Source organism: Candidatus Palibaumannia cicadellinicola, from assembly GCF_000754265.1.
In the GTDB taxonomy this organism is placed as follows: Bacteria; Pseudomonadota; Gammaproteobacteria; order Enterobacterales; family Enterobacteriaceae; genus Baumannia; species Baumannia cicadellinicola_B.
On the sequence record NZ_CP008985.1, the window covers coordinates 521,526 to 547,683 of the forward strand.

A 26,158-nucleotide genomic window follows, 5' to 3' on the forward strand; every position below is an offset into this window, starting at 1 on the left:
TTTTATTGCTAATCAAGAGATATAAGAGAAAAATTACTCATGGAAGTTTTACATAACAGAGTTTCTCGCAAAGTATTACGTACACGTATGCTGGCTGAAACAGAACCGCGTACTACGGTTTCTTTTTATAAATATTTTGTTATCTCAGATCCTCATAGTTTTCGTGATTCTCTTTATCGTAAACTAAATAATTTAGATATTTTTGGCCGCATTTATATCGCTGCTGAAGGCATTAATGGGCAAATTAGTGTACCCAAAAGTTATTTTGAGACTTTTCGTACAGTACTATATACTACTAACCCACAGTTAGATAAATTACGGCTTAATATATCACTAGATAACGACTGCCAATCTTTCTGGGTTCTACGCATGAAAGTACGGTCGCGGATTGTCGCAGACGGGATTCAAGATCCTAATTTTAATCATTTAAACGTTGGACATTATTTAAAAGCTGAAGAAGTAAACCTCATGGCAGAAAATCCTGAGGTGCTTTTTGTAGATATGCGTAATCACTATGAATATGAAGTTGGCCATTTTAAGCAGGCTCTTAAGATACCATCTCATACCTTCCGCGAGCAGCTATTAATGGTTGTCAATATGTTACAAGATAATAAAAATAAAAGTATTGTGATGTATTGTACTGGTGGTATACGCTGCGAAAAAGCTAGTGCCTGGATGTTACATAATGGTTTTAAGAATATTTACCATATAGAAGGTGGAATTATTGAGTATACTAATCGTGCTAGAAAGCTAGGATTACCTCTAAAATTTATTGGAAAAAATTTTGTTTTTGACGAACGTTTAGGTGAACGAATTACGTCTGAAGTAATTGCACATTGTAATCAATGTCAAGATTATTGTGATCGTCATACAAATTGTCGTAACCAGGACTGCCATATTCTCTTTATTCAATGTCCAAACTGTGCTAAAAAATATAGTGGTTGCTGTAATATTATATGTCAAAGTAAAGTTTAGAGATAAAATTTTATGGTGGAGCTAAGCGGAATTGAACCGCTGACCTCTTGCATGCCATGCAAGTACTCTTCCATCTGAGCTATAGCCCCTAACTTTAGGCTTTACCATAAGATTTTATCATATAATATATATTATACTACAATATGTCAATTACTAAAAGCTATTAGCTATATGGGATATTTCGCAATAAAATTTAGTGCCATATTAATACGTTTTAACGAACGTAATTTACCTATAGCTAAAATAGTCATGTCTATAGTAGGTGACTGACTAGTACCAGTTACTGCAACTCGTAATGGCATACTAACTTTTTCGATTTTCACTTGTAATTCATCAGCTGTTTGCTTAATAACGTCATGCACTGATTCTTTTGTCCAATTATTTAAAGATGAGAGCTTCTCTCGCACTATCTGTAGTGGCTTCGTTGCTTCTGGCAATAAATAAGTTTTTGCTGCTTTAGTTTCAAACTCTCTAAAATCTTGGTAAAAATAATAGCAATTACTCGCCATTTCTTTGAGAGTTTTACAACGTTCACGAAAAAGTTTCACTAAGTCAGTTAGTGGAGGACCGATAGACATATCGATACCCTGATGCTTCATATGCCAAAATAAATTTTTTGTTATATAGTCTATAGGTAAATTTTTTATATAAACATGATTATACCACAATAACTTTTTACTATCAAATGAGCTAGCTGATTTGCTGATCGCTTCGAGATTAAAGAGTTTCTTCATTTCATCTAAGGAAAAAATTTCTTGATTTCCATAAGACCAACCTAGGCGAACTAAATAATTCAGTAAGGCTTCAGGGAGAAAACCATCATCGCGGTACTGCATTACTCCTACTGCCCCATGCCGTTTAGAAAGATTTTTGCCATCATAACCCATAATCATTGATACATGAGCATACTTTGGTATCGGTGCACCTAAAGCTTTTAGGATATTAATTTGGCGTGGTGTATTATTAATATGATCTTCACCACGAATGACGTGAGTTATTTTCATGTCTAAATCATCGACTACAACGCAAAAATTATAGGTAGGCGTACCTTCGGTACGCCTAATAATAAGATCATCTAATTCTGTATTACTATATTGAATAGTCCCACGAATTAAATCGTTAAATATAACAGAACCTTCTTGCGGATTACGAAAACGTACTACGTAAGGATCATTAGACAAATGATTTTCATAACTATTACGACACCGTCCGTCGTAACGTGGTTTTTTACCATTAATCATTTGATTTTGGCGTAACTCTTCTAGTCTCTTTTCTGAGCAATAACATTTATATGCCGAACCGTTTTTTAGCATATGATTAATAATATAGTTATAGCGAGCAAAGTGTTTAGTTTGGAAGTAGGGGCCATGATCCCAGTCTATTTTTAGCCACTTCATGCTATCAATGATTGCGTTAATCGCCTGCGGTGTTGAACGCTCTAGGTCGGTATCTTCTATGCGTAAGATAAATTCACCACCATGATGACGTGCAAATAACCAAGAATAGAATGCAGTACGCGCACCACCAATATGAAGAAAACCTGTTGGACTAGGCGCAAAACGTGTTTTGATTTTCATCAATCACATAGCCTTATTTATATATTATTGATATATTGAATATTCGAATATTGAATAAAACAAACTTTTTGTTTACTATAATTTCATTAGATTATTTTAAGACAAATAAAATTATCCTGATAAAAATCGTTGACTCATCTTAGTCGTTTCTTATAATGTCAGTATACATTGCTAGTAGCTATGGGTGATTAGCTCAGTTGGGAGAGCACCTCCCTTACAAGGAGGGGGTCGGCGGTTCGAACCCGTCATCACCTACCACATTAATAAAAAAATGGGTCGTTAGCTCAGTTGGTAGAGCAGTTGACTTTTAATCAATTGGTCGCAGGTTCGAATCCTGCACGACCTACACTTCCAGTGTACTCAAATTTAAATTGACATTACAATTAGTTTGAAGTATTTCTTATTTGCCACTATCTATATAAATAAATGGTGGTTTCGCAAAAATAATAATTATAATAAGCAACAAAAATATCCATCCTAGTAGGGTAAAATATTCTATAGTAGAAAGCATGGCCGACTGTACTTCGATCATTTGTTCTAACTGTGCCATGATTATCTGTCTACTACCGTCTAGCTGCTCGATATAAAACTGTATTGTAGGATTGTCGGAAGTAATATTCTCGGTTAACTGTGCATGATGGAAAATATTTCGTTGCTGCCAAAACCAGTTAGTAAGGGAAGCAGCAAAGCTACTTCCTAGTACACGTAGAAAAGTTGCGAGACCAGAACCATCTGCGATATCTGTCTGTGGTAAACTAGATAATAAAATATTAGTTATAGGCATAAAAAATAGCGCAACTCCGATACCCATAAAACACTGGATCATAGCAATATGATAATAATCTACCTGAATATTAAAATTAGATCGCATAAAACAGGAAAGTCCGATTACTAAAAATGCACAACCGGCTAATAACCTGAGGTCTAATTTTTGTCCATAACGTCCAACTAGTGGTGATATAAAAACTGGAACAATACCAATAGGTGCTGTTGCTAATCCGGCCCAAAGAGGAGTATAATTCAGCTGATTTTGTAACCATTGTGGTAAAATTAAGTTAAGACTAAAAAATCCAGAATAGCCTAATATTAGCGTTAGTGTACCTACTAAAAAGTTATGATGTTTAAATAAACGAAAATTAATTATAGGATACTGGTGAGTCAGTTCCCATAGTACCAATGCGATTAACAATAAAACCGCAATTAAAACACCAAGAGTGACAAAAACTGATTCAAACCAATCAAGATTATTACCTTTATCTAGTACTACTTGTAATATTGTTACTCCCAATACTAATAATAACAAACCAACATAATCAATAGGTTGATATGAAGTATCTTCAGGTCTACTTTTGAGTTGTATAAAAACTACAATTATAGCAAAGATACCGGTTGGTACATTGATAAAGAAAATCCAAGACCAGGAGTAACTATCAGTGATCCACCCTCCTGCTAATGGCCCGATAATAGGTGCGACTACGGTTACCATAGCTAGTAGTGATAACGCCATTCCTCGCTTTACTGCGGGATAAAGAGATAATAATAGCGTCTGAGAAATAGGGTAAAGTGGTCCAGCAAAGAAGCCCTGCAAGGCACGGTAAATGACAAGCTGTGTCAGCTTTTGCGCGATACCACATAAAAAAGAAGTTATAATAAACAGCAGTAAAGAGGCTAAGAAAAGTCTAGTTTGTCCAAAACGCCGTGCCATCCAGCCGGTTAGTGGTAGCGCGATGGCATTAGAGACTGCAAACGAGGTAATAATCCAGGTACCTTGTTCTGAACATACACCTAGGTTTCCAGAAATTGTCGGTAATGCAACATTAGCAATAGTAGTATCTAGCACTTGCATAAAAGTAGTTAGAGAGAGCCCAATAGTTGTTAGTACTAGATTTGTGGGACGAAATATTTGTTGACTACTACTCATTGTTGTTGATCACGGTTTACCTTCGCTAATAGTATGTGCACAGTTCTCATAAATAATATGTGATATTAAGCGATCAGCTTCATCTAACTGATGATTATATATCTTTGTGATATAACGTATTTTTTCAATATCATGTGGTGCTAGCATCGGTCCTTGTTGATTATGTAGATCTACTTTAACATTCGTAGATAAGCCTATACGTAGCGGATAACGATCAAGATTATCTGGATCTAGACGAATACGAACTGGTAAACGCTGTATTACTTTGATCCAATTACCACTAGCATTTTGCGCAGGTAGTAGTGAGAAAACACTACCAGTACCGATTCCGATACTTTCTATTTTTCCATGGTAGGTTATATTATTTCTATAAAAATCTGTTTTTATCTCAACGGGCTGTCCGATGCGCATTGATAATAATTGTGTTTCTTTGAAGTTAGCTTCGATCCATAAATCATTGAGTGGCACTACAGCCATCAGCGCTGCACCTGGCTCTACATAGCTACCTATTTGTACTGAGCGTTTAGCAACATATCCACTAACCGGTGCAACTAATGTGCTGCGCTGATGGTTAAGATATGCGCGACGCAGATGAGCAGCAGCTTTTTTAATGTCTGGATGTGCAGACATAGTAGTATTTTCTACTAATACGATGATAGTATCTAACTGTTGCTGTGCTTCTGCAAGTAAGGTTTTAGCAGAAGTCAAAATATTCAGCGCATGAGATAAGTTTTCTTGATTAATTGTGCCTTTATGTGCCTGATGAGCGCTACGTTGATAATCTATACGAGCACGCTGCAGCTCTATTTTTCGCATAGCTACTCTCTTTTTATAACTATTTACGTTACCATAGATTCGGCATACCTGGCGTACTACTTTTGCTAAATTTGCTTCAGCGCTTTCTTGTGCAACGATCGTATCATTAGGATCTAACTTAATTAATAGTTGTCCTTCTTTCACAAAGTCCCCATCGTCCGCAGCAATAATAGTTACGGTTCCGACTAACTGCGGAGTAATTGGGACTAAATTTCCAGTAACATAAGCATCATTAGTACTCTCATAAAAACTAGCGTACCACCAGTAAAAAAAACTAAAAGTTATCACTAATAATATTGCAATAGTTATTAATGTTATTAGTGATAATTTAATAGCTATTTTTCTAGATGTTATTAGTTTGTTAGAGCTGGATACGTTGTCAGACTTTGATTCATCATCATCGTCTTGTAAAGATGAATACATATCAGCCATAGAATAGATTCTCAGTTTATATTTAGTTATCTTATACAATAACCTGTACTATTAAAAATAGTACTACTTTTTAGTATCGATAATAACCTAAACACATCACAGTATGAATATGATATTATCAATTAATATTAAATTAAAATTAATTTTATTTACTATTATTTTAGTACTTTTATTTCTTTATACTTAAATATTATTGTAAAGCTCTTGCTTGAGCACGTATAGCTAGCACCATAGCTTCTAACCCTTGTGAACGATAGGAAGTAAGATGCTGGATAAGAGATAATTCATGAAAAAATAGACTAATATCTAATTTGATAATCTCTGCTAATGTTAATCCATTATAGATAATAAATACGGTTGCAATGAGTCCTTTAATAATTGCAGCATCGCTATCACCATAGAATTGAACATCGCCATGATCATTAGTTTCTATGACAATCCATACCTGACTTTGACATCCGGTGATCAGATAGTCTGTGGTACGTGTACCTGACGGTAGTGGTGGCAAACGTTTACCTAATTCGATGATATACAAATATTTATCTTCCCAATTATGACAACGGGAAAAATTCCGTAGTAATTTGTCTTTATTAGGAATATTTGTCATGATTAATTTTCACTCGTTTTTTTATTAATTTTTGATGTTCTCTTAGCTTAGAAGATACTGCACGCGTATTAGAGTACTAACTAAGCGGTCAATCTCTTCCCTAATAGTATACATAGCAAGCGAAGCACGGCACATGCTAGGGACTTTAAAATAAGTCATTAGTGGCATCGCGCAATGATGACCAGTACGAATAGCTATACCGTACCTATCAAGAAAACTACCTACATCGTAAGCATGATTTTTACCTAAATTAAAAGCTATTACTCCAGTACGTTGATTAAGCCCATAAAGAATAAAATCAGGTACTTGCTGTAGTGCCGTTAGTGCATAACACATCAGATCTGTTTCCCAAGTCTCAATATTATGAAGTCCAATCTCTTGAACATAATCAATAGCGGCACCTAGACCAATAATACCAGCTGTATTAGGAGATCCAGCTTCAAAACGCCACGGTGCTTCAGTAAAAGTTGTATCTTCACTTAGACTAACTGTCTGTATCATAGAACCACCGCCTTCCCAGGGAGGCATAGCGTCTAAGATCATTTGTTTTCCGTATAAAATACCAATGCCGGAAGGTCCATAAATTTTATGACTGGAAAAAACATAAAAATCACAATCAAGTGCTTGAACATCAACGGGATGATGCATTATGCTCTGCGCACCATCGATTAAAACTAGTGCATCGCTTGTAGCACGTACTTGAGTAATAATAAATGATAGAGGATTAATAGTACCTAATACATTAGAAACATGAGTTAAAGCTACTAGCTTAGTATGTTCATCTATAAGTAAAGGCAGATAATCAAGATTTAATGTACCATCTGGTTGTAGTGGGATAAAACGTAAAGTTAGCTGTTTTTCTTGCGCCAGCATTTGCCAGGGCACGATATTAGCATGATGTTCCATCTCAGTAATGACGATATTATCGTTAGGTTGTAGCTGATGTCTTCCCCAGCTATTAGCTACTAGATTAATACCTTCAGTAGCACCTTTAACGAAAATGATCTCTTTTGCTGAAGTAGCATGAATAAAATTTGCTATCTTAGTCCGAACATTTTCCATACGTATGGTTGCTTTATTACTAAGCGTATGAATACCACGGTGCACTGCTGCGTATTCATAGCGATAATAATTCTCTTCACAATTAATTACAGAAGAAGGTTTTTGGGCACTTGCAGCGCTATCTAGATAGATTAATGAATGACCATTGATCTCTCGAGCCAATATAGGAAAATCTGACCTAATTTTCTCAATGGGATAGGTCATAAGGTAACCAGATTATTTTGTAATATTTCAGAAATACGTTTTAAAACAATATCAGATACTATCTGATGCTGATGACCAATAGTATCAACAATTTCTTTGGCAAAAGCAGATATTATAGTTTGCTGTGCATCTTTGTGCGTAAGCCCACGCGAACGTAAATAAAACATTTGCTCATCATTAATATAACCAACTGTTGCACCATGACTACATTTAACGTCATCAGTATATATTTCTAACTCTGGTTTACTAGATACTTTTGCTAATTTACCTAGTAATAAATTATTATTAATCATTTTTCCGTCAGTTTTGAAAGCATGCTTCGCTACTTTAATTAGTCCATTAAAAAAACCTTTACTACTATCAAAAGCAATTACCTTATGTAACTGACGACTTAAACAGTAACCTTTATTATGCTCAAGGTAAGTAAAAATATCGCTAATATCTTGGTTAGCAGGCAATCGTAGGCTTTTAAGTAAAACATCTGACCTTTCACCATTTAGTTGTAAACTAGTTTGGTGTCGTGTCATACCGGAGCTAAGTATAAAGGTATGATCGTGCACAATAGCATCATTACCTATGGTAATATCATTATGAGCAAAATGATAACAGGTACTTTTTTCACATGCTAGTTTGAGATGACTGAAATGTGCATGATCGCTTACGTTAATTGTCATACGTGCACCACTAAAATGTGAAAAATGAGGCTGAGCTAAACTAACAAAATGTTCAATAATCTGGCCCTTAGCATTATGCTCTATCTCAATATGATGGCGATAATGTAGTATGTTAAGCTTATTTTGAGCATCATTAGCCTGGCTAATATGCAGTAGGTATAGTGGTTTTTGTGCTATTTCACTAGCTGCAAGTCTAATACGAGTTGTCTCGCTACTTAAACTTTCTGTAAGATGTAGAAAGACTTCCGAATATATCGGTGCTGGTAGCGGCTGACGTTTTGTACTTTGCTCTACTTTAACTTGCCACTGACCGGTATTATAATCACTTAGTGCTGGTGCAAAACGACCATCAATAAATACTAATCGGTATGCGTCAAAAGTTATGCTTAGACTATCGCATTTAGCAACTGATACCGGACGGATGATGGCTTTGGTGAAATTATGGGCTAGTAGACTATTAAGTTGTGTTTTATTCCAGTTTGCATGTTTACACGTTGGTAAACCTAATTGTTCTACCTTCTGCCAGTGAGTATGAGTATGTATATCAGTGGGAATACTACTATCGAATAGTTCATGCCATTGGTTTAAGAAACCTTGATTATTTTTGATTAAGCCAGCCATAACCTTGCTCTTCAAGCTGTTTCGCTAAAGAAAAATCACCTGATTTTACAATATTACCATGAGACAGTACATGTACATGTTCTGGCTGCAGATAATCTAGAATACGCTGGTAATGAGTAATGACTATAAATGAACGACGAGGATTACGCAACATATTCACGCCGTTAGCTATAATTTTTAAAGCATCAATATCTAGTCCAGAATCAGTTTCATCGAGAATGCATAAATCAGGCTCTAATACTGCCATCTGCAAAATTTCGTTACGTTTTTTTTCTCCACCAGAAAAGCCTACATTGACTGATCGTTTTAATAAGTCTTTGGGCATCTTAAGTAAATCAATTTTAGTTTCTACGAAATCAATTAAATCCCAACTATCTAGCAGCTCTTGCTGACGATATTTACGTACCGCGTTGATAGCTGTATGTAAGAAAAACTGATTACTTACGCCAGGAATTTCAATTGGATATTGAAATGCTAGGAAGACTCCTGCTCCAGCTCGTTCTTCAGGATTTAGTTTAAGTAAATTACGCCCCTTAAAAAGTATTTCTCCTGCTGTGACATGGTAATCTTCATGACCTGCTAGAGTTCCAGATAGAGTACTTTTACCTGATCCATTAGGACCCATAATAGCATGAACTACGCCAGGTTTGATATGTAAGTTTAATTTGTGGATAATAGATTTTTTTTCTACTTCTACGTTTAAGTTTTTAATCGATAACATGTTTTATGTTCCTTTTACGGCATAGTTTAGTCCGTCCGTCCATTAAGGCTTACAAACATGCGATAATATTTTGTCCTCATTTTAACCAACACTATGTTCAAGATTGATTGCTAATAATCTTTGTGCTTCTACAGCAAACTCTAATGGTAGTTCTGAGAATACATCTTTACAGAAACCATTGACAATCATTGATATAGCGTTATCTTGGCTAATACCACGCTGACAGCAGTAAAAAAGCTGATCTTTACCGATACGAGAAGTTGTAGCCTCGTGCTCTAACTTAGCTGTATTATTGCATACTTCAACATACGGAAACGTATGAGCACCACATTTATTACCAATCAACATGGAATCACATTGGGTAAAGTTTCGTGCATTAGTAGCAGTAGGCATCATTTTTACTAAACCACGGTAAGTATTTTCACTATTACCGGCCGAAATACCTTTCGAAATAATGGTAGAACGAGTATTTTTTCCTATATGAATCATCTTCGTACCAGTGTCAGCTTGTTGATAACCATTAGTTAGTGCAACTGAAAAAAATTCTCCTACAGAATTATCTCCACGTAAAATAACGCTCGGATATTTCCAAGTAATAGCTGAACCAGTCTCAGATTGAGTCCATGACATTTTGGCATTATCGCCGAGACATAATGCTCGCTTGGTCACGAAGTTAAAAATGCCTCCTTCGCTATTATTACCAGAAAACCAGTTCTGTACTGTAGAATATTTAACTTTAGCGTCTTTCAAAATAATCACTTCTACAACCGCTGCATGTAACTGATAGTTTTTTCGTGCTGGTGCCGAACAACCTTCAATGTAGCTTAGATCACTACCTTGTTCTGCAATAATAATTGTGCGCTCGAATTGTCCAGTATTAGCAGCATTAATACGAAAATAGGTTGAGAGCTCCATAGGACAATGTACATTTTGTGGCACATAAACAAATGTACCGTCGGAGGCAACTGCTGAATTCAGAGCCGCAAAGAAGTTATCGTTGATTGGAACAACACTACCCAAATTTGCACGTACTAACTCCGGATACTTTTGAATCGCATTAGTTAAAGAACAAAAAATAATACCCTGTTCTGCTAACTTCTCGCTATATGTAGTCGATACAGATACTGAGTCAAAAATAGCGTCAACTGCTACTTCTTGACCTTCACGTACCGGGACTCCTAACTTATTAAATGCATCTTCTACTTCATTAGTTAAGTAATTTTTATGATTTATATTATCGCTGTTACTACACTTAGGTATTGAATAGTAACTATAATCATTATAATTAAGTTGTTTATAGTGTGCTTTTAGCCAATGAGGTTCTTCCATCTTCAGCCAAGCTTGATAGGCATTTAGACGAAATTTTAACATCCAATCTGGTTCGTTACGCTTAGCTGATATAGTACGGATTACTTCTTCACTAATACCATGCTTGAGTTCTTCTGTAGCTAATTTAGTAACAAATCCTTCTTTATATTTATTACTTTTTGCCCAATTACTATGCATCATGATCATGTACCACTCCAAAAGCAAAACTTTCACCGCATCCGCAGATATGTTGCGCTTTAGGATTGTAAAACTTAAATTCGTAGTTTAAACCTTCCTTTACATAGTCTAGTTGTGTTCCATCAATGAAGGGCATCGCTTGTAATGCGACAAATAGCTTTGCACCTTCATATTGATAAACTAGATCAGTTTCATTGTATACTGTAACCTTATCTATAACATAGCTTAATCCGGCACATCCAGAATTTTTTACACTCAGTCGCAAACCGAGCATACTATTATCTAATGTAACTAGATGTTTTATTTGTCTAGCAGCAGAATCAGTGATTGTTATACCGCACCATACATTATTATTAATATAACACGTTTCAAGTTTGTTATATACTTGCATTCAAATTACCTATATAAATGACGATATAATTATCGATAACGTTTTTTATTTTGTCAAAAAGTCATATTATGACTTTAATTTACCCCTTTGTTAAGATCAGTAGAAAGTACGTACATAGTGATAATATTATTAATCATAATGACACATATTTTATATAATTTAATTAAGTATTATATATATACTCAATAACCAACGTAATTAAGATCTATTTAAGGTTATGAATATTGAAATTCTCAAAGTATAGTTTCGTAGTAATTAAAATTATTATTTTTATTTTCTAAGTAATGTGTGTTTCACAAGGTTTTTTAATTTTTTTTCCAGGACTAAAAGTAACTACACGGCGAGCGGTAATAGGAATATTTTCTCCGGTTTTAGGATTACGTCCAGGACGCTGATTTTTATGACGTAAATCAAAATTACCAAAACCTGATAATTTAACTTTCTCACCATTTTCTAGAGCCTTACGTACCTCTTCGAAAAATAGTTCTACTATTTTTTTTGCATCTTGTTTGCTTAGCTGAAGTTGATCAAATAGGTATTCTGATATTTCTGCTTTAGTTAGCGCCATAAGTTCAATCTCTCAAGGAGGCTTGGAATCGTTGTTTTAATACCGCTATGCATTTTGAAATTATTGCAGCAATCTCTTTTTCTTTTAGTGTACTTCGATTATTCTGCAATACAAAACGAATAGCTAAACTTTTAAAATCTTTTGATATACCTATACCTTTATACACACTAAGTAGCTTTATTGAATATAAATTATTATTAATAATTAATTTACATTGATTAATAATATCTATAGCTCTAATATTTTCTGCAACAACTATATTAATATCACGGCAAGTTGTAGGAAATGGAGAAAGGGAAGTAGCTTTAGCAACTTTACGCTCGGTAATTTTTTCCCATAGTATTTCGAATACTAATGTACGTAAATTTAAATTGAGTTTTTCTTCTAAAGTAGGATGAATAACTCCAACCCATCCAATTATTTCACCATGAAGATAAATTGCTGCACTTTGACCCGGATGTAGTATAGTATTTGTTTGCGCTTGAAATTCAAAATTTACTAGTTTCCCAGTAAGTTGAAGTATTGCCTCAATATCACCTTTGACATCATAAAAATCAACGGGCTGAGGCACTAAATCCCAATGCTCATCGAAACGTAATCCTGTAATAGCACCAGCCAATAGTAAATCTTGACGAATGCCTTGATCAGCTGTTTTATCTGGAATAAAACATAAGCCACTTTCAAAAAAACGTATGTTTTCCTGCTGACGATTTTTATTATAGAGTATAGTACTTAAAATACCGGGTAAAAGTGACAGCCGCATAGCTGACATTTCTGGTGAAATAGGCTTTGGTAACAATAACATATTTTGTCCAGGAAATAGTAACTCTTGTATTTTAGGATTGATAAAACTATAGGTTATAATTTCGTGATATCCACGGTCTACTAATAGTGTTTTTACGCGCTCTAAAGGTAATACCGTTTCTTTATCATATGTCATAAAATCTGTAATTAATAAGTCAGATCGTATTGGAACATTAGGAATATTATGGTAGCCATATATTCGTACTACTTCTTTAATTAGATTTTCTTCAATCTCTAGATCAAAACGCCAGCTAGGTGTTAATATTTGCCAACCATAAGCTGTATCGTTAATTGTACAGCCTATTCGTACTAAAATATCATGAATTTCTTTATCGGGAATAATATGTCCTATTAAGCTAAAAAGCTTTGTACGTCGTAGGTTGACAGTAGTTGACTTAGGTAATGTTGCAAAATTAGTAACATTAATTATTGGGCCAGGCTGCCCACCACAAATTTCTAGTAATAACTCAGTAGCTCGTTCAATTACTCGATGAGGTAGCTCTGGATCAACACCACGTTCATAACGAAGTGAAGCTTCAGTATGTAAACTATAGCGACGTGCGCGCCCGATAATTGCTAAAGGAGTAAAAAAAGCACATTCTAAAAAAATATCACGGCTAGTAAGGCTAATACTAGAGTGCATACCTCCTAAAATACCAGCTATAGCTAATATTTTACTGTAATCAGAGATAATAAGTGTATCTGATGTTAAGGTTACTTCACGTCCATTCAGTAAAATGAGTTTTTCTCCTTGCTCTGCTAGTCTTACAATAATTCCACCATGAATAGAATTCATATCAAAAGCATGCATAGGTTGACCAAACTCTAGTAGAATGTAATTAGTAATATCAACTACAACATTTACCAAAGAGATACTGCTACGGCGTAATTTTTCTTTTATCCACAGAGGAGTGATAATGCTAGCATTGATGTTTTGTACTACTCTACCAAGATATCTAGGACAAGCAACAGTATCGTCTATATAGATTGGTAATCTATTAGTAATAACTGGCTTAACTGGTTTACTTAATACTTGTTGTAATGGTAATTTGTTTATAAGAGCCACCTCGCGAGCAATGCCTAGGATTCCTAAGCAATCAGCACGATTAGGTGTCACACTAATATCTATAATTTGATCGTTGAGTTGTAAATAATCGCATAGATTACATCCAATAGGCGCATCAATTGGTAACTCAATAATGCCAATATGTTGATGAATACCGGTAATACCTAATTCCGAATAAGAGCATAATTTTCCTTGTGAGTGTTTATCATGTAATACTGTGCTTACTATATCTACAGCAACTCGTAAATCATTACGACAGTTAGGAGCACTACAAACAATATTTAGTAGAGCAGGACCCTTGATATCGACTTTGGTAATCCATAATTTGTCATCATGAGGATGATGACAACATGTTACTATGCGACCAATAACTACGTTAGTAAACTCACGAGTAACTACTTCAATACTTTTTACTTCTAGACCAAACATTGTCATTTGTTCTACTAGAGCATTGCTATCGAGCGTTGGATTGACCCACTCACGTAGCCAAAGTTCACTTAGTTTCAATATTAGTACAACCCTTTACTTAAATTGTTTAAGAAAACGTAAATCATTTTCAAAGAAAATTCGTAAATCAGTAATACCATAACGTAGCATTGCCATTCTCTCTATACCAATACCAAAAGCAAAACCTGAATATAGATCTGGATTAATACCAACATTGTGTAGTATTTTAGGGTGCACTATACCGCAGCCGAGTACTTCCAGCCAGCAATCATTCTTACCCATGATATCTACTTCAGCTGCAGGTTCAGTAAACGGAAAATATGAAGGACGAAAACGTACTTTGAGATCTTCTTCAAAAAAATTACGTACAAATTCATACATAGTATTTTTTAGGTTAGTAAAATGAATATCTCTATCTATGATTAATCCTTCTATTTGATGAAACATAGGAGTATGAGTCTGGTCGTAATCATTACGGTAAACACGACCCGATGCGATAATACGCATCGGTGGTGGGTAGGCTTGCATAGTTCTAATCTGAATACCAGAAGTTTGAGTACGCAACAGACGGGTGCTATCAATCCAAAAAGTATCATGATCAGCACGAGATGGATGATGAATAGGAATATTTAACGCATCAAAGTTATAATAACTCTGTTCTATTTCTGGTCCTTTTACTACTGAAAAACCTAGTTTACTAAAAAAACGTTCAATCCTAAAAATTGTATGTGATATTGGATGTAATCCACCATTATCTATACGTCTACCTGGTAAAGATACATCGAGAGTTTCTGTTGTGATTTGAACCTTCATCTCTACTAATTTGAGAGTTTTTTTGCGTTCTATCAGTGCATATTGAACTGCTTGTTTAGCATGATTAATTATTGCACCTACTGTCGGTTGTTGTTCTGGAGTTAGATAACGTAATTTTACTATTTGTTGAGTTAATAGTCCTTTTTTACCTAAATATTTTATACGTATTAACTCTAGAGTATCTAGATTATTAGAATTTTCGATAGCTTTTTTGGCTTGTGCAACTAAGTCTGCAAGATTTGGCATGAGTTTTTCCTGCCGTTACTAACTCAACTTTATCAATCATTGTTATTATTATCTACAAAATAGTATTTTTTACTTTATCCACTAGAGTAGTAAAAGCTACATTATCAAAGATAGCTATTTCTGCTAATATCTTACGATCAATATTAATTGATGCTTTTTTCAGACCATTAATAAACTTACTATAATTCATATCGTACTGACGTACAGCAGCATTAATACGTGTTACCCATAGTTTCCGAAACTCACGTTTCTTACAACGACGATCACGATAAGAGTACTGACCTGCTTTAAGCACTGCTTGGAAAGCAACACGATAAACACGTGAACGAGCACCGTAGTAACCATTAGCTTGTTTTAATATTTTTTTGTGTCGCGCACGAGCAACTACACCACGTTTGATGCGTGCCATATACTTTTTCTCCTTAGAAGTGCAAATAGAACTAACGTATTACTTACGCATATGGCAGACAATGTACTACCAAACTATGATCACCTTTAGATACTACAGATTTTAAACGTAAATGACGTTTACGATTAGTCGATTTTTTAGTGAGAAGATGACGTAAGTGGGCTTGTTTATGTTTGAAACCACCCCCTGAGATTTTCTTAAAGCGTTTTGTAGCTCCCCGTACGCTTTTTAGTTTTGGCATTTTGTTATCTCTACATGCATGTACATAATTAATACAAGATTTACTTGTATTATATTGTATGTTAATTAGTTATGTTTGCTTATTTTTTTTGGGTGCCAGTATCATTATAATTTGACGTCCTTCTATTTTACTTGGTAATGATTCAACGAAAGTAATTTCGCTTAAGTCTTCACGAATACGATTAAGAATTTCAAGACCAATCTTTTGATGCGCCATTTCACGTCCACGGAATCGTAAAGTAATCTTAACTTTATCTCCCGCTTCTAAAAAGCGAATTAAATTACGGACTTTGATTTGATAGTCATTTTCATCAATACTAGGCCTAAATTTAATTTCCTTTACTTGAATGATTTTTTGTTTTTTCTTTTGTTCTTTCGTAGATTTGCTTTTTTCATAAATAAATTTGCCATAATTCATTATTCTGCAAACAGGAGGTTCGGCATTTGGACTAATTTCTACTAAATCAACCCCTGCTTCTTCAGCTTTTTGAAGAGCTTGATTTAGACTAACAATACCTATTGGCTCACCGTCTATACCTGTTAATCGTACTTTACCAGCGCAGATTTCTAAGTTAATTCTATTTATTGACCGCATTGGTTGAGCTCTTTTCTCGCCTTTAATACTATTATTCCTCTAGTTGATGAAGATGATGGTAGTTAATTTCGTGCTGTAGCTTTTGAATAAAATTATTGACATCAATACAACCTAGGTTTTTGCCATAGCGTGTACGTACAGTAACTTTGCCGATTTTCATTTCTTCATCTCCACAAATTAGCATATAAGGTACTCTACGCAAAGTATGCTCCCGGATTTTAAAGCCTATCTTTTCATTTCTCAAGTCTGTTTTAACTCTAATATCTGCTGTAGATAATTTTTGCATTAATTTTGTAACATATTCAGATTGATGATCACTAATATTCATTAAAACTACCTGTGTTGGTGCTAACCAAGTCGGAAAAGAACCGGCATACTCTTCTGTTAATATCCCGATAAAACGTTCAAGAGATCCTAAAATGGCACGGTGAATCATTACGGGAACTATTCGTTTATTTTGAGCATTAATATAATAGGTGTTTAAACGATGTGGTAAAGAAAAATCTAGCTGAATGGTACCACATTGCCAGGTACGATCTAAGCAATCAAGTAAAGTAAATTCTATTTTCGGGCCATAGAAAGCACCTGCTCCTAATACGTAGTTAAAATTAATATTATTATCGGTAAGCGTAGTTGCTAAATCACGTTCAGCTTTATCCCACATTTCATCATTACCAATACGGTTTTCTGGTCTAGTAGAAAGATTTACTAAGATAGTTTTGAAACCAAAGGTATGATAAATATCATATATTATTTTGATACTATTATTAATCTCATCACGTACTTGTTCTTCTGTACAAAAAATATGGGCATCATCTTGAGTAAATCCACGAACACGCATTAAACCATGTAAAGATCCTGAAGGTTCATTACGATAGCAACTACCAAATTCCGCTATGCGTACCGGTAAATCACGGTAAGATTTTATTTGTTGATTAAATATTTGAACATGACCTGGACAATTCATTGGCTTAATACAGTAATCTCGATTTTCTGAAGATGTTGTAAATATATGTTCTTTATAATTTAACCAATGTCCTGTTTGCTCCCAGAGTAAACGATCGATCATGACTGGACTTTTTACTTCTTGGTACTGATATATTTTGAGCTTATTACGTATAAATTGTTCTAGTTGACGAAAAATTATCCAACCATCAACATGCCAAAATACCATACCTGGTGCTTCTTCTTGCATATGATACAGATCTAATTTTTGACCTATTTTACGATGATCTCGTTTATTAATTTCTTTTAAAGATTGTAAATAAAGATTGAGTTGTTTCTCATTTCCCCAAGCAGTGCCATAAATACGTTGAAGTTTATTATTAGTACAGTTACCACGCCAATAAGCGCCAGAAGTTTTTTGTAATTTAAAGTGATGACAAAAACGCATATTAGGTACGTGGGGACCTCGACACATATCAACATACTCTTCATGGTAGTAAAGTGCTAGCTGAATATGATTACTAATTTGTTCGTCAAGAATTGCGACTTTATATATTTCACCACGACATTCAAATATATCACGTGCTTCCTGCCAACTAACATTTTTTTTAATAACATCATAATTTTTATTAGCTAATTCTTGCATATGCTTTTCTAGTAAGTTGATATCTTCTTGTTTTAACGTGTGTTTGAGATCAACATCATAATAAAATCCATTATTGATAACGGGCCCTATTGCCATTTTGGTTTCAGGCCACAGTTGCTTGATAGCATGTCCTAATAAATGAGCACAAGAATGACGAATAATTTCTAGACCTACTTGATCTTCAGCTGTGATTAGCTTAAGCTGAGCATTCTGAGTAATTAAATCAACAGCATCGACTAATTTATTATTAACATAGCCAGCAATACAAATCTTTGCTAAATTAGTACTAATATGGCTTGCAACATCTAGGGAAGAAACTGGATATTTAAATTTGTATTGAATACCATCTGGAAGAATGATAACAGGCATATAAATGTCCTTGTTTAGCCTTTCGCAGAAAAACCTTTTATAATTATTATTTTAATGAATAAAATATTTATTGAAATATACTAAAAAATATGTTTTGTTTCGAGATTAAATAATGTTTCTATTTATAATAGAAATATTATTTATATTGATATGAAAATTAGGTTCTCCATAAACATTGACGACTCTTAGTTTCTATTAAGTCTAATAACTTATTATGTGTTGTAACTTCATCATAAGTAGCATAAATTACTTTTAATACTGCAGTTTTTTGTAAATTATTATAAATATTTTGATCTTGGATTACTTTTGGTTTTTTATTTTTTGGCTCTATAGTTAAATCAATTGTTATTTGTCCACCGGTCATTAACAAGAAAACTTTAGCTAAAATCTTTGCGTCAAGTAATGCTCCATGCTTAGTTCGTGTACTACGATTAATACAATAGCGATTACATAAAGCATCTAAACTATTATGTTTGCCAGGAAATATTTTTCTTGCAAGTAATAAGCTATCCGTTACTTTACAAAAAGTATTAGTATTATTTATACCACAGTTAAGCATTCGAAACTCATAATCTATAAAACCAATATCAAATTTTGCATTATGAATAATTAATTCACTACCAGATATAAAAGCAATAAATTTTTTTACGATTTGTGCAAACGTAGGTTTATCTTTTAGAAACTCATTGCTAATACCATGAATATTAAAAGCTTCTTGATCAATGGGACGTTCTGGGTTTAGATAGACATGAAAATATTTACTCGTAATACGACGATTAATGATTTCTACGGCACCAATTTCAATAATTCTATGTCCTTCATAGTGAACTCCTAGTTTATTGATTCCGGTTGTTTCAGTATCTAAGATAATTTGTCGTTTAATGTTAGTATTTATCATACTTATTAGTGTGCTGTAAAAAATTAATTTATGATTTAATAAAAGTGTATTATAATATCATGCGCAAACAGATAGAAATCTTTGCCGATGGTTCATGTCTTGGTAATCCTGGTCCAGGTGGATATGGTATTATATTACGTTATAAACAATATGAAAAAGAATATAGCGCTGGTTTTAAACTCACTACTAATAATCGTATGGAATTAATGGCAACAATTATCGCACTAGAGTTTTTACAAGAACCTTGTGAAGTAATAATTCATATCGATAGTAAATATGTTTATCAAGGTATTGTTCAATGGATATCTAACTGGAAAAAGTATAACTGGAAGAATGCTAAAAAAAGTATAAAAAATATAGATTTATGGCAACGATTAGATATTATTAGTTACTCACATATACTAAATTGGCATTGGGTCAAAAGTCATACTGGTCATCCAGAAAATGAACGTTGTGATGCACTTGCTCGTGCCGCGGCTGGGCATCCAGTATTAGAAGACTTTGGGTATCAAACTAAGAAATAATATTAGTTTTTAGATACTATAATTAATTGTTATGAAATAAATAAGGTTTTAAAGTCACTTGAAATGGATGTTTTATCAATGTAAAGTTGAGTGGAATAGTACGTTTACGCGCTATAATGATGTTTAAGCAACCTATATTTGAATAATTAGTATGTAGTATGTTCTTATATTGTGAGAATAACGTTTTGAGTGACATATAATGTACTACCTCAAAATTTAACTCACTTAACCAATTTAGTAATCGCATTTTAGTAAACATTCTGCTTCTAAACTGATGATTACGTACTAAAAATGGGCATACATTAATCATTCCTAATATACTAATTAAATTAAAAGTGGTTAAAATTAACCATCCATCATTAATTAATACGCGATCTACCTCGCTTAATTGACGATGTGGATTGCTATGATAAGATAACGTATGTGCTAGTAAACAGGCGTCAGTTGATTTATTAGCGAAAGGTAGTGCATCAGGATTTGCTATTACTTGCAAATTTTTGCAATTGAATCCTACATTGACTTGGTGGGATATTGCACAAGTCTTAGTATCTAATTCTATACTCAGAGAACCTATTTTTAGCAAATAAAAACCAAATAACTTAGGCCACCAATATTGCAATCCTTGCTCTAACGTTTGCCGATAGTACATTCCGCAATTAATATCATTCCATGATGTTGGAGTAATTAATGAATTAATTTTTTTGTGTTTCATTTTTAATAGCTTAAGCATAGCTCTCAACTTAGATGAATGATGAATCTTATCAGTATTTCTGCACTAACAGATAATTACATTTGGATTTTATATAATGATCACCAAGAATGTTTAGTAATTGATCCTGGTGAAGCTATTCCTGTGCTACAAACACTATCAACAAATAAACTTAGACTAACTAGTATTTTATTAACTCATCATCATGATGATCATGTATGTGGAGTACCTATGTTATTACAGTACTTCCCAGTTTCAGTTTATGGTCCGCAGGAAACAATTAAACAAGGTGCTAATATTATTCTAAAAGAAGGCGATAATATTACGCTTTTAGATATAAATTTTGATATTTTATCGTTTCCTGGACATACTTTAGGGCATATTGGATATTACAGTGATCCATGGTTATTTTGTGGAGATACTATATTTTCTGCAGGTTGTGGTAAAATTTTTGAGGGTACTCCTAAGCAAATGTATGAATCTTGTCAGAAAATTAATAAACTTTCTCCAAACACATTAATATGTAGTGGACATGAATATACATTAGTAAATTTAGCATTTGCTGCTTCTTTATTGCCTGATAATAATGTGATTAATAGTTATCAATTAGATATGCAACAGTTAATCATTCAAAAAAAACAAATTCAGCCTAGTACGCTATATTTAGAACGTCTAATTAATCCTTTTTTTCTTTGTCATGATCTGAATTTACAAAAAGCCATAAATTTTTACCCAAAATTAGGTGAAACATGGAAGGTTTTTTCTATTGTACGTCAAAAAAGAGATCAATTTAAACTTAACTAAGTTGATTAACGAACTATACAAACTTTTTATTATTGTTTACTCACACAACTATTACAGATAGCATATATAAAACTAATAAGAGTATATTACTGTTATAAACATTGTATTACTATATTTAATATTAATTTAATTTTATAAAGAATTTAAACAAGATGTCTTGTTGTAAAAATATGCTTTATTGATATTAAATGTTACTAACAGTGGATTATGATCTGAAGCTTGGGTAACGATCACTGAAGCGTCAGCAACATTCATATCACGATAAAATATAAAATCTAAAGGTCTACCAAAAACTCTTTTACGTTGATCATTCATAAAATTCACTTCACCTAACATCATACGTTCAGTAAATCTATATAGTGCTAGTATTCTTTGTCTACTCCAAGTATTAAAATCACCAGCCATAATAACTGGTCCATTATGCTTAATAATATGATCACCAATGAGTCTGAATTGCTTACTATAAACATCAAGACCAAAACTAAAATTGATAGCATGAATATTAATAACCATTATTAACATCGTTTGATATACTGGATAAATAGTTATTAATGCTGATTTAGCTATTCGTAATAATGGTTCCCGTTCACGTAACGGGCAACAATAAACTGGATGGGCAGTAGATAAAGTCATTACACCTGAAGGATGTTGTGGAAGTATAAGTGCAGGTACTTGATCTGCTGCTAAATAATGTGATGTAGCAAAACTAATTAGTTCTGGAGTTGTTTGTGCTTCTTGTAGCAAAACTAATTGAGTTTTTTTTCCAAAACGTTCTAGTACAGATAACCAATTTGTACGTTGCTGTTTAAAAATATTCCATACCATTACCTCTAGAACATGAGAGCTTAGCAAAGGATTTCCTAACTGTACTGTATGGTTTACCTCTCCTAAATTCAGAGGTGGAAAAATACGTTTAACTGGTTGTCCGGCTATATATCTAACTGCATATGTTTTTTTTGCATGGTATGGTCTATTTTTTACATATTTTTGCATATGTGATAATGTTTTTGTTATGAACGTGTAGTTCATATCAATCTACTGATTGATGTTATCGATTGTAATTTTTTTGTAAATTATTTACTTTATATAAATAACGACGTGATTCAGCAGATGGATGACGTGTATAGAGCATTTGGTATACTTCATTTGGCTGTAGATGATTAATCATTTTCAATGCTTGGTTTGGATCATGGGAAAAAACTCTTAGTACACTACTCACACCACTATTATAAGCTATAATAACTGCATAGCGGCGTGATGTTAAATTAATAATACCACTTAAATAGTTATTTTGCAGCATTGCTAAATAAGCTGTACCAATGTCGATATTTTTTTCTGGATCAAATAAATAGTTACGACTTGGTTGACCTATTTTTTTTTTCATTTTAAAAACATCACGACCTGCGCTATTTTGTACTACTTGCATTAAACCTAATGCATTCGTATGACTCACAGCATAAGGATTAAAGCTTGATTCTGTTTGCATAATTGCTAAAATTAATGATTGATCTACATCGTACTGATGAGCTATTTTTTTTACTATTTCTAAATATTTATGTGCTCGTTTATCTATATGATTTGGAACGAGCTTAATAGTTATTGAATAAATTTTATTTCGTAACGAAGTACGAAATTGTAAACTAGTCTGTAGTAAATAATCAGCAAAATTACTTGCTCGCCACAACCAACGAATTGGTTGGTTATAATTATCTAGTACTTGACCATAAAGAAATGGCTCTTGACTAATAGAAATATTAGGGATCTGCTTAATATCAGAGTATAAGTTTATAATATGAGCATCGTTTTTCATCAATAGAGTATAGATAATCGCTTTGCGTAAATTATTTATATAACTATTACTAGTAATCGTTTCAAATGTAATAATCCCTGTATTAAAATTAATATGACTACGAGTTTGATAATGATCAGTATATTTTATATAATCTTTTGGACCGGTAAGAATGATTTCATTAATACCCCACATATCTTCAATATTATTTGCAAATTGTTCGATTAACATATCAAAACATTTTGTATCTTTTATACTAACTTCATTTTTTAAATTCATTAAGTGATGTTTATTATGATCACAAGAAATTAATAATGGTATGAAGAATAATAAAAAAATGTTTTTTGTCATTTTATAAAATAAATACTAATCATTCGTTAGATATGAAATATATAACTAAAATTTATTAGCTATTAGCTATATAATATATTTTAGTTTACAAGAAATTTTTTTCTGCAAATAAAAAAGCAATCATTTGTGTTTCTAAATATTGACGATCACTGATATTCATCATATTTAATTGATTTTCGTTTATTAGCATCGTTTGTTTAGTTTGCCATTTAGTCCATGCTTCTTTAGAAATATTATTAAAAATACGTTTCCCTAGTTCACCTGGATAAGATTGTAAGTCTTGTCCTTCTGCGTAACGGTTTAAAAAAGTACAGAATATTTTTCTACTCATCATTTATCTCTTTGGTTTATTTTGATAATGTTTTATTGCTATTAATTAATTTTTATTAAATTCGTTATCTATTATTACGTAAAACTTATAGGTAATTGGTTAATTTAGAGTAATTTTTACTATTATAGAAATAATTCTAGTAATAAATTTAGATATAATTTTCCTTGTGATGTGACTTGCCAATATTCATTACTTTCGCTGATATATCCAAGGGTTAATGCTTTATCTAAAGCTAAACGTACCGTACTTTCTGCAAGATTAGTAAATTTAGTAAACTCTTTACGCGGAACTGCCTCAAGCAAACGAAAACGATTCATAAAATATTCAAAAGGTAAATCTCGTAACGAAACTTGATACAATTTATCTAGATAATACCCTTGCATATAACGACGTGGATTACTAGTTTTGACGATACGTAGTACTTTACCATCCGGCTTAGTAATCTTACTATGAGCACCGCTTCCAATACCTAAATAATCTCCAAAACGCCAATAGTTTAGATTATGGAAACATTCATAACCAGTATGGGAATAAGCCGAAATCTCATACTGTTGATAACCAGATGCTATTAGTAACTGATGACCATTTTGGTAGATATCCCATAAAAGATCATCATCAGGTAATACTGGTGGATAATAACCAAAAATAGTCTTAGGTTCGATTTCTAACTGATACCATGAAATATGTGCTGGCATAAGAGATATTGCTTGCTGTAAATCTTCCAGTGCTTCATGTAGTGTTTGTTTTGGTAATCCATGCATTAAATCAAGATTAAAGTTGTGTAAGCCAATAGTAGATGCTAATAAAGCAGCATTGTTTGCGTCCTCTGGTCCATGAATACGACCAAGAGATGTTAACTTTTTTAAATTAAAACTTTGTACTCCAATAGAAAGACGATTTACTCCCGCTTGGAGGTAATTAATTAAATCTTTTTCTTCAATCGTACCAGGATTCACTTCTATAGTAGTTTCTATATTTGATGCTATTGGTAACCGTTGATAGATACCATCTAGTAATTGTTGTAGAGCACATAAATTTAATAAACTTGGAGTACCTCCCCCGATAAACAGTGTTTTTATGGTTCGACCATAACTTAAATAAATATTTTTTTCTAGATCTATTAGTAAATGACGAACATATTCTTGATAAGAGATATTTAGTTTTACTAAATAAGTATTAAAATCACAATAAAAACATTTTTTAATACACCAAGGAATATGTATATATAAACTTAATGGTGGTAAATTTTTATTCATATTTTGTTAGAACTGATGATAGTAAGATATAAAAAATAATTTTTATTAAATATAAAATATATTATGTTTATATCATTATATAAAAATTAATAATAGCTTTATACATTAATAATGTAGCAACCGTAATTAAAGATTCACCCATATTTCTGGAAAATAATAACTCAATAAAGAATTAATTAAATAAATGAACATTATTATAATAGTGGTAGATAAGTCTATTCCACTTATAACTGGAATAATCAAACGAATTCTAGAAAGTAATAATTCACTAAGCTGATAAAAGAAAATATTTATTGGAGAAAAAGATGGACTAATCCAAGTTAATAATGAATGTATTATCATCACCCAAAATACTAGATCGATAATTGCTTTCACTAATGTTAATATACCTACTAAAAGATATATTGAATCTAATGTAGGTATATCTGCTATCATTATTTTTAAAAGTGGAAATTTAATACAAGCTAAAATAAATCCTAAGAATAATAAAGTCTTATCTAATGGTGCTAATGGAGAAATAATGCGATAAGTTAAATTAACTAACAATTGAGTTAATTGTACTATAATCTTTGTTAGTTGATGATAAAAATCACAATGTGCCCATTGTATCCATACTCTTAGTAATATTGCTTTTATATAAAAATCAATGAATATTTTCACTAAAAATATTAGTGTTAATGTCAACATATAAATATTACATCCTTGAATCAAATTATCAAATTGATTAAAATTAATTATTATAATGTACTAGATGATAGTATCATCTAGTATATTTATAAAAAAATGAATTATAGACGAATGTGTCTAAACATTTGAGAAATATTAGAGGTGAATTTTAATA

The 26,158-nt window shown here is 32.7% G+C and carries 26 protein-coding genes and 3 tRNA genes; 5 read left to right on the forward strand and 24 right to left on the reverse strand.

What is annotated here, in order from left to right:
* Positions 1–39: 39 nt before the first annotated feature.
* Complete coding sequence (gene trhO / locus IM45_RS02515; protein ID WP_038499595.1) at positions 40–975, forward strand: oxygen-dependent tRNA uridine(34) hydroxylase TrhO; 936 nt, start codon at positions 40–42, stop codon at positions 973–975.
* Positions 976–988: 13 nt separating this feature from the next.
* Here trhO and IM45_RS02520 read toward each other — a convergent pair.
* Together IM45_RS02520 and gltX are read right to left on the reverse strand one after the other, a co-directional pair.
* Positions 989–1,064 (reverse strand) — tRNA-Ala (locus IM45_RS02520).
* Between the two features lie 78 nt (positions 1,065–1,142).
* Positions 1,143–2,552, reverse strand: coding sequence for a glutamate--tRNA ligase (gltX, locus tag IM45_RS02525; protein ID WP_038498895.1), 1,410 nt, complete (start codon positions 2,550–2,552; stop codon positions 1,143–1,145).
* Positions 2,553–2,734: 182 nt separating this feature from the next.
* Here gltX and IM45_RS02530 point away from each other — a divergent pair.
* Both IM45_RS02530 and IM45_RS02535 read left to right on the forward strand, forming a co-directional pair.
* A tRNA-Val gene (locus IM45_RS02530) sits at positions 2,735–2,810 on the forward strand.
* Positions 2,811–2,825: 15 nt separating this feature from the next.
* A tRNA-Lys gene (locus IM45_RS02535) sits at positions 2,826–2,898 on the forward strand.
* Between the two features lie 54 nt (positions 2,899–2,952).
* On the opposite strand, the gene IM45_RS02540 is transcribed toward IM45_RS02535, so the two are convergent.
* The 16 genes from IM45_RS02540 to dnaQ all read right to left on the reverse strand — a co-directional run bounded on the left by IM45_RS02540 (position 2,953) and on the right by dnaQ (position 19,550).
* Positions 2,953–4,473, reverse strand: a complete 1,521-nt coding sequence (locus IM45_RS02540) for a DHA2 family efflux MFS transporter permease subunit (RefSeq protein ID WP_038498898.1) — start codon at positions 4,471–4,473, stop codon at positions 2,953–2,955.
* A gap of 9 nt (positions 4,474–4,482) precedes the next feature.
* Positions 4,483–5,721, reverse strand: coding sequence for an HlyD/EmrA/EmrK family protein (locus tag IM45_RS02545; protein WP_260086051.1), 1,239 nt, complete (start codon positions 5,719–5,721; stop codon positions 4,483–4,485).
* A gap of 190 nt (positions 5,722–5,911) precedes the next feature.
* Positions 5,912–6,328, reverse strand: coding sequence for a cysteine desulfuration protein SufE (sufE, locus tag IM45_RS02550; protein ID WP_038498901.1), 417 nt, complete (start codon positions 6,326–6,328; stop codon positions 5,912–5,914).
* Between the two features lie 42 nt (positions 6,329–6,370).
* Positions 6,371–7,594 carry a cysteine desulfurase SufS gene (gene sufS, locus IM45_RS02555; RefSeq protein WP_038498904.1) on the reverse strand — a complete coding sequence of 408 codons (1,224 nt, stop codon included), beginning with the start codon at positions 7,592–7,594 and terminating at the stop codon, positions 6,371–6,373.
* Positions 7,591–8,889: a Fe-S cluster assembly protein SufD gene (sufD, locus tag IM45_RS02560; RefSeq protein ID WP_038498906.1), complete on the reverse strand. Its 1,299-nt coding sequence runs from the start codon at positions 8,887–8,889 to the stop codon at positions 7,591–7,593. Before sufD ends, sufS begins: the two co-directional genes overlap by 4 nt.
* Positions 8,867–9,610, reverse strand: a complete 744-nt coding sequence (gene sufC, locus IM45_RS02565) for a Fe-S cluster assembly ATPase SufC (RefSeq protein WP_038498909.1) — start codon at positions 9,608–9,610, stop codon at positions 8,867–8,869. The genes sufD and sufC overlap by 23 nt, the downstream gene beginning before the upstream one ends.
* A gap of 81 nt (positions 9,611–9,691) precedes the next feature.
* On the reverse strand, positions 9,692–11,125 hold the full coding sequence (sufB, locus tag IM45_RS02570; RefSeq protein WP_051984610.1) for a Fe-S cluster assembly protein SufB: 1,434 nt from the start codon (positions 11,123–11,125) through the stop codon (positions 9,692–9,694).
* A complete protein-coding gene (gene sufA / locus IM45_RS02575; protein WP_038498914.1) occupies positions 11,109–11,507 on the reverse strand; it encodes a Fe-S cluster assembly scaffold SufA in 399 nt (132 codons plus the stop codon). The genes sufB and sufA overlap by 17 nt, the downstream gene beginning before the upstream one ends.
* A 277-nt stretch (positions 11,508–11,784) precedes the next feature.
* The gene (ihfA, locus tag IM45_RS02580; protein WP_038498917.1) at positions 11,785–12,075 is read right to left on the reverse strand and encodes an integration host factor subunit alpha; all 291 of its coding nucleotides are present in this window, start codon (positions 12,073–12,075) and stop codon (positions 11,785–11,787) included.
* A gap of 4 nt (positions 12,076–12,079) precedes the next feature.
* The gene (gene pheT, locus IM45_RS02585) at positions 12,080–14,452 is read right to left on the reverse strand and encodes a phenylalanine--tRNA ligase subunit beta (protein WP_038498920.1); all 2,373 of its coding nucleotides are present in this window, start codon (positions 14,450–14,452) and stop codon (positions 12,080–12,082) included.
* A gap of 15 nt (positions 14,453–14,467) precedes the next feature.
* The gene (pheS, locus tag IM45_RS02590) at positions 14,468–15,451 is read right to left on the reverse strand and encodes a phenylalanine--tRNA ligase subunit alpha (RefSeq protein ID WP_038498923.1); all 984 of its coding nucleotides are present in this window, start codon (positions 15,449–15,451) and stop codon (positions 14,468–14,470) included.
* 52 nt (positions 15,452–15,503) lie between these two features.
* Entirely contained in the window at positions 15,504–15,860 is a 357-nt protein-coding gene (rplT, locus tag IM45_RS02595; protein WP_038498926.1) for a 50S ribosomal protein L20, read from the reverse strand.
* Between the two features lie 43 nt (positions 15,861–15,903).
* A complete protein-coding gene (gene rpmI, locus IM45_RS02600) occupies positions 15,904–16,101 on the reverse strand; it encodes a 50S ribosomal protein L35 (RefSeq protein ID WP_038498929.1) in 198 nt (65 codons plus the stop codon).
* Between the two features lie 69 nt (positions 16,102–16,170).
* Positions 16,171–16,722 (reverse strand): translation initiation factor IF-3, encoded by a 552-nt coding sequence (gene infC / locus IM45_RS02605; RefSeq protein ID WP_038498931.1) that lies wholly within the window; start codon positions 16,720–16,722, stop codon positions 16,171–16,173.
* A gap of 4 nt (positions 16,723–16,726) precedes the next feature.
* The gene (gene thrS, locus IM45_RS02610; protein ID WP_038498934.1) at positions 16,727–18,655 is read right to left on the reverse strand and encodes a threonine--tRNA ligase; all 1,929 of its coding nucleotides are present in this window, start codon (positions 18,653–18,655) and stop codon (positions 16,727–16,729) included.
* Between the two features lie 157 nt (positions 18,656–18,812).
* A complete protein-coding gene (gene dnaQ, locus IM45_RS02615; RefSeq protein WP_038499601.1) occupies positions 18,813–19,550 on the reverse strand; it encodes a DNA polymerase III subunit epsilon in 738 nt (245 codons plus the stop codon).
* A 62-nt stretch (positions 19,551–19,612) separates the two neighbouring features.
* Between dnaQ and rnhA the strand changes: the two genes are divergently transcribed.
* Positions 19,613–20,077 carry a ribonuclease HI gene (gene rnhA / locus IM45_RS02620; protein WP_038499604.1) on the forward strand — a complete coding sequence of 155 codons (465 nt, stop codon included), beginning with the start codon at positions 19,613–19,615 and terminating at the stop codon, positions 20,075–20,077.
* A 22-nt stretch (positions 20,078–20,099) separates the two neighbouring features.
* Here rnhA and IM45_RS02625 read toward each other — a convergent pair whose 3' ends face one another.
* Positions 20,100–20,789 carry a methyltransferase domain-containing protein gene (locus tag IM45_RS02625; protein ID WP_038498938.1) on the reverse strand — a complete coding sequence of 230 codons (690 nt, stop codon included), beginning with the start codon at positions 20,787–20,789 and terminating at the stop codon, positions 20,100–20,102.
* 39 nt (positions 20,790–20,828) lie between these two features.
* Here IM45_RS02625 and gloB point away from each other — a divergent pair, with 39 nt between their 5' ends.
* Positions 20,829–21,590 carry a hydroxyacylglutathione hydrolase gene (gloB, locus tag IM45_RS02630; RefSeq protein WP_038498942.1) on the forward strand — a complete coding sequence of 254 codons (762 nt, stop codon included), beginning with the start codon at positions 20,829–20,831 and terminating at the stop codon, positions 21,588–21,590.
* 132 nt (positions 21,591–21,722) lie between these two features.
* Here gloB and IM45_RS02635 read toward each other — a convergent pair whose 3' ends face one another.
* The 5 genes from IM45_RS02635 to IM45_RS02655 form a co-directional block, all read right to left on the reverse strand.
* On the reverse strand, positions 21,723–22,583 hold the full coding sequence (locus tag IM45_RS02635; RefSeq protein WP_051984635.1) for an endonuclease/exonuclease/phosphatase family protein: 861 nt from the start codon (positions 22,581–22,583) through the stop codon (positions 21,723–21,725).
* Between the two features lie 55 nt (positions 22,584–22,638).
* Positions 22,639–23,730 (reverse strand): membrane-bound lytic murein transglycosylase MltC, encoded by a 1,092-nt coding sequence (gene mltC, locus IM45_RS02640; protein WP_038498945.1) that lies wholly within the window; start codon positions 23,728–23,730, stop codon positions 22,639–22,641.
* A gap of 85 nt (positions 23,731–23,815) precedes the next feature.
* The gene (locus IM45_RS02645; protein ID WP_038498948.1) at positions 23,816–24,061 is read right to left on the reverse strand and encodes an oxidative damage protection protein; all 246 of its coding nucleotides are present in this window, start codon (positions 24,059–24,061) and stop codon (positions 23,816–23,818) included.
* Positions 24,062–24,183: 122 nt separating this feature from the next.
* Positions 24,184–25,317 carry a radical SAM family heme chaperone HemW gene (gene hemW, locus IM45_RS02650; RefSeq protein WP_038498951.1) on the reverse strand — a complete coding sequence of 378 codons (1,134 nt, stop codon included), beginning with the start codon at positions 25,315–25,317 and terminating at the stop codon, positions 24,184–24,186.
* Positions 25,318–25,443: 126 nt separating this feature from the next.
* Positions 25,444–26,004, reverse strand: a complete 561-nt coding sequence (locus IM45_RS02655) for a YggT family protein (RefSeq protein ID WP_038498954.1) — start codon at positions 26,002–26,004, stop codon at positions 25,444–25,446.
* Positions 26,005–26,158 lie beyond the last annotated feature (154 nt).

Excerpts from the sequence above, each read along its gene's own strand:
- trhO (WP_038499595.1), top strand. The coding sequence starts at position 40 with ATGGAAGTTTTACATAACAGAGTTTCTCGCAAAGTATTACGTACACGT.
- gltX (WP_038498895.1), bottom strand. The coding sequence starts at position 2,552 with ATGAAAATCAAAACACGTTTTGCGCCTAGTCCAACAGGTTTTCTTCAT.
- IM45_RS02540 (WP_038498898.1), bottom strand. The coding sequence starts at position 4,473 with ATGAGTAGTAGTCAACAAATATTTCGTCCCACAAATCTAGTACTAACA.
- IM45_RS02545 (WP_260086051.1), bottom strand. The coding sequence starts at position 5,721 with ATGGCTGATATGTATTCATCTTTACAAGACGATGATGATGAATCAAAG.
- sufE (WP_038498901.1), bottom strand. The coding sequence starts at position 6,328 with ATGACAAATATTCCTAATAAAGACAAATTACTACGGAATTTTTCCCGT.
- sufS (WP_038498904.1), bottom strand. The coding sequence starts at position 7,594 with ATGACCTATCCCATTGAGAAAATTAGGTCAGATTTTCCTATATTGGCT.
- sufD (WP_038498906.1), bottom strand. The coding sequence starts at position 8,889 with ATGGCTGGCTTAATCAAAAATAATCAAGGTTTCTTAAACCAATGGCAT.
- sufC (WP_038498909.1), bottom strand. The coding sequence starts at position 9,610 with ATGTTATCGATTAAAAACTTAAACGTAGAAGTAGAAAAAAAATCTATT.
- sufB (WP_051984610.1), bottom strand. The coding sequence starts at position 11,125 with ATGATCATGATGCATAGTAATTGGGCAAAAAGTAATAAATATAAAGAA.
- sufA (WP_038498914.1), bottom strand. The coding sequence starts at position 11,507 with ATGCAAGTATATAACAAACTTGAAACGTGTTATATTAATAATAATGTA.
- ihfA (WP_038498917.1), bottom strand. The coding sequence starts at position 12,075 with ATGGCGCTAACTAAAGCAGAAATATCAGAATACCTATTTGATCAACTT.
- pheS (WP_038498923.1), bottom strand. The coding sequence starts at position 15,451 with ATGCCAAATCTTGCAGACTTAGTTGCACAAGCCAAAAAAGCTATCGAA.
- rplT (WP_038498926.1), bottom strand. The coding sequence starts at position 15,860 with ATGGCACGCATCAAACGTGGTGTAGTTGCTCGTGCGCGACACAAAAAA.
- rpmI (WP_038498929.1), bottom strand. The coding sequence starts at position 16,101 with ATGCCAAAACTAAAAAGCGTACGGGGAGCTACAAAACGCTTTAAGAAA.
- thrS (WP_038498934.1), bottom strand. The coding sequence starts at position 18,655 with ATGCCTGTTATCATTCTTCCAGATGGTATTCAATACAAATTTAAATAT.
- rnhA (WP_038499604.1), top strand. The coding sequence starts at position 19,613 with ATGCGCAAACAGATAGAAATCTTTGCCGATGGTTCATGTCTTGGTAAT.
- IM45_RS02625 (WP_038498938.1), bottom strand. The coding sequence starts at position 20,789 with ATGAAACACAAAAAAATTAATTCATTAATTACTCCAACATCATGGAAT.
- gloB (WP_038498942.1), top strand. The coding sequence starts at position 20,829 with ATGAATCTTATCAGTATTTCTGCACTAACAGATAATTACATTTGGATT.
- IM45_RS02635 (WP_051984635.1), bottom strand. The coding sequence starts at position 22,583 with ATGCAAAAATATGTAAAAAATAGACCATACCATGCAAAAAAAACATAT.
- mltC (WP_038498945.1), bottom strand. The coding sequence starts at position 23,730 with ATGACAAAAAACATTTTTTTATTATTCTTCATACCATTATTAATTTCT.
- IM45_RS02645 (WP_038498948.1), bottom strand. The coding sequence starts at position 24,061 with ATGAGTAGAAAAATATTCTGTACTTTTTTAAACCGTTACGCAGAAGGA.
- hemW (WP_038498951.1), bottom strand. The coding sequence starts at position 25,317 with ATGAATAAAAATTTACCACCATTAAGTTTATATATACATATTCCTTGG.
- IM45_RS02655 (WP_038498954.1), bottom strand. The coding sequence starts at position 26,004 with ATGTTGACATTAACACTAATATTTTTAGTGAAAATATTCATTGATTTT.